The sequence below is a fragment of the Neobacillus niacini genome, from assembly GCF_000759675.1.
Lineage (GTDB): Bacteria > Bacillota > Bacilli > Bacillales > Cytobacillaceae > Neobacillus > Neobacillus niacini_A.
In genome coordinates this window covers 1-236 of record NZ_BAWM01000112.1, presented here as the reverse complement: position 1 = coordinate 236, position 236 = coordinate 1, and the positions used below count along the sequence as shown (strand labels likewise).

1 protein-coding gene is annotated in these 236 nt (G+C 39.0%); it reads left to right on the top strand.

Annotated elements, in window-relative coordinates; all coding sequences use genetic code 11:
• Positions 1-236 (top strand): transposase (locus TR08_RS24180; protein ID WP_045522610.1); only part of this gene is annotated, 236 nt, incomplete at both ends.

Genomic DNA, 236 nt, shown 5'->3' with positions numbered 1-236 from the left:
TCGCTGCAATTCCAGCTGTAAAAGAAAAGTTGAACGTCTTAAAAGAAGTAGTAGAGGATTATGAAGAACAACTAAACTATTCAAACGATCCAGACGCACGTGTTGGTCATAAATCGGCAGACTCTTCTTTCTTTGGGTTTAAGACACATATAGCAATGAATGATGAACGAATTATTACAGCGGCAGTGGTAACAACTGGGGAGAAAAGTGACGGAAAGTACCTTAAAGAATTGGTC